This window comes from Kitasatospora sp. NPDC004799 (genome assembly GCF_040609095.1).
Lineage (GTDB): Bacteria > Actinomycetota > Actinomycetes > Streptomycetales > Streptomycetaceae > Kitasatospora.
On the sequence record NZ_JBEXJK010000497.1, the window covers coordinates 1 to 5,543 of the forward strand.

Below are 5,543 nucleotides of genomic sequence, written 5' to 3' on the forward strand. Positions count from 1 at the left end.
CTCATCGGCAGCCCCTCCTGCCTGTTGGGGCTCCCCCGGGTGCCCGGCGATCCGGCCCGGCGCCGACCTGTTCGGCGAGCTCCTCGGCGCCGAGACCCCGAGGTGCGCCGGAGGGTGCGGCCGGGGTGTGAAACGCCACACTTCCGGCCCGCAGCGTGCCGGTGGTCGCCGCCCGGTCGGCGGCCGGGGACACTGGTGACCATGACCGATGTGCGTGAGACCCTGGATTACCAGACCTTCGGGCGGGCGGTGCGCGAACTCGCGCAGACGATCGCCGACGACGGCTTCGAGCCCGACCTCGTCCTGAGCATCGCCCGCGGCGGGGTGTTCGTGGCGGGCGGCCTGGCCTACGCGCTGGACTGCAAGAACATCCACCTGGTGAACGTCGAGTTCTACACGGGCGTGGGCACCACCCTCGACATGCCCGTCATGCTGGCGCCGGTGCCCGCCGCGATCGACTTCACCGACAAGAAGGTCCTGATCACCGACGACGTCGCCGACACCGGCAAGACGCTGAAGCTGGTGCACGACTTCTGCCTCGACCACGTCGCCGAGGTGCGGTCCGCCGTCATCTACGAGAAGTCGCACTCCCTGGTGAAGTGCGAGTACGTGTGGAAGCGGACCGACGACTGGATCGAGTTCCCGTGGTCGACGGAGGGTCCGGTCGTCAAGCGGGCCGGCCAGGTGCTCGACGCCTGATCCGAGGAGGGCGCGACCTCGCCCCGCCGAAGGCCTGGCGAGGCACCGCGCCCCGCTGTGACGGGACTCCCGCGAGCCTCGCCAGGACCACCGCTGGATCACGACCTCATCCGCAGCCTAGTGGCGGCCCACGATCGCGTCGGCGGCCGTGTGCAAGGAGGACGGACCGTCGGGGCCGCCCGGCGTCCTGGCCACGATCGAGTCGGGGGTGAAGCTCCACCCGGGGAGCTTCGTGGCCTCCAGCGGCGCACTGGCGACGAGGTAGCCGGATTCGTCCGGGGCGGCGGCGACCTCGCTCAGGGTGGCGGTCCCGTCCCGGTGGGAGACCCGGAGCCCGTTGTAGGTGCTGAAGGTGCCGCTGTCGCGCAGCGGGCTGAGCGAGACGCTGGGGGTCAGGGACTCGTCGCCGGGCGGGACGAGGCTCGTGAAGACGATGGTGGCGGTCGATTTCGTGGGGTCGGCCTTCCCGGCTCTGACGGCCAGGCCGCGTGCGACGGCGGCGTCCGTCGGCAGCGTTCCCACGGCCGGCCTCGGCGGTACGTAGGCGGCGATGTTGGTGGCGGTGTCGGGGTTGCCGTAAGCGAGGACCGCGCCAGGGCCGTGGGGAACCCGCCGCGGATCGTCGACACTGAGCAGGAGCTGGGGCGGCACGCTGGGGGTGTCGATCTGCTTCTGCAGGGCGTTGAGGCCGTCCAGATTCACCTGGCTCACGGTCTGCGAGTGGTACGGGTCGGTGAGCCCTTCGGTCAGCTGTGCGCGCAGCTGGGGCAGCCAGGCCCGGTTGGCCCGGTCCCGGACCTCGGCCGGCAGACCTTCCAGCGCGCCGATCGAGCCGGGGTGGTCCTGGAGGAGCTGCTGTCGGGTGGCCTCGGGCAGCGAGTCCCACCACTGCCGGTTGGCGTCGGGCTGCTGGCTGGTCCCCGGGCCTCCGAGCGTCATCCGGTCGAGCTCGGCGGCGGCCTTGGTGGCCTCGGCGATCTTCGCCGGGTCGTAGTCCCCCTCCTGCTTGGCGATGTAGTCGAAGCCGGCCAGGGCCTGGGCGAGGCGGTCGTCGACGGCCCGGGCGTCGGTGCAGAGGGCGTCGACGTCCGTCACGAGGCGGTCGCGGGCGGCCTCCACCTCCTTGCGCCACTCGGGATCGTTGCGGGAGTGCGGGTCGGGCGGCAGCACCCGCACCACCGGTGTGGCCTCCACGTCGGCGGCGACGATCTCCAGGCAGTTGCCGGTCGCGTGCGTGACGAGCCTTTGCTGGCGAGCCTGCAGGAGGAGGATGTTGTCGATGCCGTCGGTCAGCATCCGGCGCAGGTCCTCGATGAACTGGTCGACGAGCAGCAGCTGGTTGGTGCGGTCCTGGAGCGCGGTGGTGGTCGAGTCCGAAGCCTGGCCGTGCCAGGAGGAGTCGGCGAGGTTGCGCTGCATCGTCTGCCAGTCGGCGATCCGCTGCTTGAACCTGCCCTCGAAGGTGCTCAGGACCTGGACGGCCGTCCTGAGCGTGCCGACGTCGGCTTCCTTGATCATCCCCCAGTAGTGCGGCATCAGCCCTGCCCTCCCGCGCCGCCGACCGCCGCGGCGGCGCCGGTGTCCGCGGTCTCGTACGACAACGCCATGGTGATCAGGTTGCCGGCCGCCTGCTCCAGGCGGTTGGTGGTGATCTCGTTGAGGTGCCGTCCCAGGTCCTGGACGGCGGCTTTGGCCGCCCCCTCGAAAACCCAGTGCGGCAGACCCAGGACCGGTGGGCGGTGACCGAACGCCTGCCCCCAGTCCTCCCGGATCCCCTTCGCCACGGCGTAGCCGTCCTTCGATGCGTTGCGCAGGTCCTGCGGATTCACCCGGAACCCTGACATCGCCTCAGCTCCCTTCTTCGACACGTCAGTTGCGTGATCGATCCGCCGCTCAGCGTAAACGACGCCGGGCCCTTGGCCGTCCCCGGCTCCCAGCGGTCGAGGCCCGTCCGCGCCCTGGGCCGCCGACGCCCGTCCGAGACCAACTCGTAAGCTGGACACACGTGTGACAACACTGGAGGTGCCATGCCCAAGGGCTACTGGGTCAGCGTCTACCGCACCATTGCGGACCCCGAGAAGCTGGCCGCTTACAACAAGCTGGCCGCTGCGGCCGTCGCGGCCGGGGGAGGTCGGACCATCGTCCGCGGGGGTCGGGTCGCGGCGCACGACGCCGGAATCGCCGAGCGCACCGTCCTGGTCGAGTTCGACAGCTTCGAGCAGGCCGTCGCGGCGCGCGAGAGCGCGGCCTACCAGGAGGCGCTGGTCGTCCTCGGCGACGGCGTCGAGCGCGACTTCCGCATCGTCGAAGGCGTCGACTGACGGAGGTCCAGTCGGATCCTCGCTGACCGCTCCACCGTCGCGGTCTCGCTGATGTGGAGGGTTCGTGGGTGCGGGTGGCCGGGGGCCGGGTGTGGTCAGGAGATGGTCGCTTCGGGGATCGTGAACCGTACCCCGGACAGTTCCTGCGAGACGTCCCACAGCCGCCGGCCCAGTGCCTCGTCCTGGGCGCGGGGTGCAGGGTCGGTGCGTGCGGGGGTTCCGCGCAGTTCGCCGATGCCGCTCGGGGCGTACATGTCCCCGCTCCGCGCGTCGGGGGCGGTGGCGGCGTGCAGTTGGGCTCGTGCCGCGCGGGCGGGGGTTTGGGCGAGCGGGCGCAGCAGGTGTCCGTAGAGCAGGCGGACGGCCGGGACGGTGCGGCTGTGGGGCAGGTGGGTGGCGGCGTAGCCGGGGTGGGCGAGGAGGCTGCGGACGGGGCTGTGGGTGGCGTGCAGGCGGCGGTGGAGTTCGAGGGCGAAGAGGGCGTTGGCGAGCTTGGACTGGTTGTAGTGGCCCATGGGTGAGTAGCCGTGCTGGCCGGCGAGGTCGTCGAAGTCGATGCGGGCGCGGCGGTGGTTGGGGGAGGTGACCGTGACCACGCGCGGGTCGCGGCCGCGGGCGAGCAGGTCGATCAGGTGGGCGGTCAGGGCGAAGTGGCCGAGGTGGTTGACGGCGAACTGGAGTTCGTGGCCGGGGGCGGTGAGGGTGCGTGGGGGCGCCATGACGCCGGCGTTGTTGATCAGGACGTCGGGGGTGGGCCCGTCCTCGCGCAGGCGGGTGGCGAAGGCCTGCACGGAGTGCGGGTCGGCGAGGTCGAGCCGACGTACCTCCAGGCGGGCGGCGGGGTGGGCGCGCGTCACCTGGCGGGCGGCGCGGTGGCCTTTGGCCTCGTCGCGGACGGCGAGGACGACGTGGGCGCCGCGGCGGGCGAGGGCGTCGGTGGTGGCCAGGCCCAGGCCGCTGCTGGCGCCGGTGACGACGAACACCCGTGCGCTGAGGTCGGCGGCGGGGTCGGGGGTCGAGGGGTTCCGGGTCATGTGCCTCACGCTGCCCTTTCTGTCACCGAGTGTCAAGGGAGTCGTTTGATGTCACGTGTGGCGTGGGGGCTAGGATGGGGCGGTGACCTCCCGACCCGCCGCATCCCTGGCCCAGCGCAAGCGTCAACTCGTCGCCGACGAGCTGACCCGGGCGGCGCTGGAGCTGTTGGCGGACGGCGGGTTCGACGCCGTGACGGTCGACGAGATCGCCACCGCCGCGGGGGTCTCGAAGCGGACCTTCTTCCGTTACTTCGCGTCGAAGGAGGACGTGGTCGTCCAGTTCCTGGCCGCGCTCGGTGCCGCGATGCGCGAGGAACTGGCCCGCCGCCCGGCCACGGAGGCGCCCTCGGTCGCGCTGCGGCACGCGGTGTGGCGCTGCGTCGAGGACTGTGCGGGCCACGAGGAGCGCGCCCGCAAGGTGGTGCGGCTGGTCCTGTCCACGCCCGCGCTGCTGGCCCGCTTCCTGGAGCGTCAGGCGCAGTGGCGCGACGAGCTCGCCGTGCAGCTCGCCGAACGCCTGGGGCTGGACGCGGGGCGTGAGCTGTACCCGCGCCTGGCCGCGGACATGGCGCTGGCGGCGTTCCACACGGTGCTCCAGCGCTGGAGCACCGCCGATGCCGGGGGCGGGGTGGACCTCGTGGTGCTGACGCGGGACAGTTTCGCCGTCGTCGCCCCGGCCCTGGACGCCGTCGTGCGTACGTCCGCCCCGGCCTGACCCCCTGCCCGGGGGGGCTGGATCGTCGGAGATGCGGCCGCAGGCCTTTTAACTCCTCGGCGGGCTGGCCCAGTTGGTGCGGGGGAGGGCTGCGGGTGGTGCGGGGGGAGGGCCGCCCGTACTGCCGGTTTCCGGGTGGGGCGTAGGGTGGTCGCATGCCGGTGCAGCCGTGGTTCGCGAGCGACGATCCGGAGACGGAGTCCGAACTGGACGGGGCCGAGCGGGCGTTCGTGGCGGTGCTGCGCGAGCGCGCCGGGGCGTGGGCGCTGGCTCCCGCGGTCAGCTGGGTGGCGCGGCCGGAGGACGACTCCTCGCTGGTGGTGTGCGCGGGTGTCGGGGACGGTCCGCTCGGGTGGCCGCTGCGCGTGGGCCTGCACCTGAGCGGTGCCACGGTCCGTGGGGACCGGTTCGCCCACCAGAACTTCTACTGGCTGACGCAGCCGCCCACCGGGCTGGCGCTGAACGCCACCGGCAGCCCCGAGGCGCTGGCGGTGGCGTCGGCCGCCTGGTTCGAGCGCGTTCTGCGGATGCCGGTGGTGCGGCACGAGTGGTACCACGAGGGGCGGCTCTACGCGTACCGGTGCCTGTTCGCCGGTGACGGCGACGGCGACGGCTGGTGCGACGGCTACCGCGATGCCCTCGCCCCACCGGGGCAGCGCGAGCGCCTGGTGGCCGCCGGCGCGCTGGACGCCGGGTACTGGGTCCGCTCGGGGGCCCTGGGGCGGCCCGACCGCGTCGTGGTGCTGCGCGGCACGCCGGGCTGACATCCCGGCC

Annotated in this window: 7 protein-coding genes; 4 read left to right on the forward strand and 3 right to left on the reverse strand. The window is 72.7% G+C overall.

The window, feature by feature from the left end; translation table 11 throughout:
• Nucleotides 1-201: 201 nt before the first annotated feature.
• On the forward strand, nt 202-699 hold the full coding sequence (locus tag ABZW03_RS36360) for a phosphoribosyltransferase (RefSeq protein ID WP_355268384.1): 498 nt from the start codon (nt 202-204) through the stop codon (nt 697-699).
• A 117-nt stretch (nt 700-816) separates the two neighbouring features.
• Here the strand turns inward: ABZW03_RS36360 and ABZW03_RS36365 are convergent, their stop codons facing one another.
• Together ABZW03_RS36365 and ABZW03_RS36370 are read right to left on the reverse strand one after the other, a co-directional pair.
• A complete protein-coding gene (locus tag ABZW03_RS36365) occupies nt 817-2,235 on the reverse strand; it encodes a hypothetical protein (RefSeq protein WP_355268387.1) in 1,419 nt (472 codons plus the stop codon).
• Complete coding sequence (locus tag ABZW03_RS36370) at nt 2,235-2,543, reverse strand: hypothetical protein (protein WP_355268390.1); 309 nt, start codon at nt 2,541-2,543, stop codon at nt 2,235-2,237. Before ABZW03_RS36370 ends, ABZW03_RS36365 begins: the two co-directional genes overlap by 1 nt.
• A 183-nt stretch (nt 2,544-2,726) precedes the next feature.
• Between ABZW03_RS36370 and ABZW03_RS36375 the strand changes: the two genes are divergently transcribed.
• Nucleotides 2,727-3,020, forward strand: a complete 294-nt coding sequence (locus tag ABZW03_RS36375; protein ID WP_355268393.1) for a DUF1330 domain-containing protein — start codon at nt 2,727-2,729, stop codon at nt 3,018-3,020.
• 95 nt (nt 3,021-3,115) lie between these two features.
• Here the strand turns inward: ABZW03_RS36375 and ABZW03_RS36380 are convergent, their stop codons facing one another.
• On the reverse strand, nt 3,116-4,054 hold the full coding sequence (locus tag ABZW03_RS36380) for an oxidoreductase (RefSeq protein ID WP_355268396.1): 939 nt from the start codon (nt 4,052-4,054) through the stop codon (nt 3,116-3,118).
• An 82-nt stretch (nt 4,055-4,136) separates the two neighbouring features.
• On the opposite strand from ABZW03_RS36380, the gene ABZW03_RS36385 reads away from it, so the two are divergent.
• Nucleotides 4,137-4,769: a TetR family transcriptional regulator gene (locus tag ABZW03_RS36385; RefSeq protein ID WP_355268399.1), complete on the forward strand. Its 633-nt coding sequence runs from the start codon at nt 4,137-4,139 to the stop codon at nt 4,767-4,769.
• 155 nt (nt 4,770-4,924) lie between these two features.
• On the forward strand, nt 4,925-5,533 hold the full coding sequence (locus ABZW03_RS36390; RefSeq protein WP_355268402.1) for a hypothetical protein: 609 nt from the start codon (nt 4,925-4,927) through the stop codon (nt 5,531-5,533).
• The last annotated feature ends 10 nt before the right edge of the window (nt 5,534-5,543 follow it).

Coding starts and splice junctions, on each gene's coding strand:
- ABZW03_RS36380 (WP_355268396.1), bottom strand. CDS start 4,054: ATGACCCGGAACCCCTCGACCCCCGACCCCGCCGCCGACCTCAGCGCA.
- ABZW03_RS36360 (WP_355268384.1), top strand. CDS start 202: ATGACCGATGTGCGTGAGACCCTGGATTACCAGACCTTCGGGCGGGCG.
- ABZW03_RS36370 (WP_355268390.1), bottom strand. CDS start 2,543: ATGTCAGGGTTCCGGGTGAATCCGCAGGACCTGCGCAACGCATCGAAG.
- ABZW03_RS36390 (WP_355268402.1), top strand. CDS start 4,925: ATGCCGGTGCAGCCGTGGTTCGCGAGCGACGATCCGGAGACGGAGTCC.
- ABZW03_RS36375 (WP_355268393.1), top strand. CDS start 2,727: ATGCCCAAGGGCTACTGGGTCAGCGTCTACCGCACCATTGCGGACCCC.
- ABZW03_RS36365 (WP_355268387.1), bottom strand. CDS start 2,235: ATGCCGCACTACTGGGGGATGATCAAGGAAGCCGACGTCGGCACGCTC.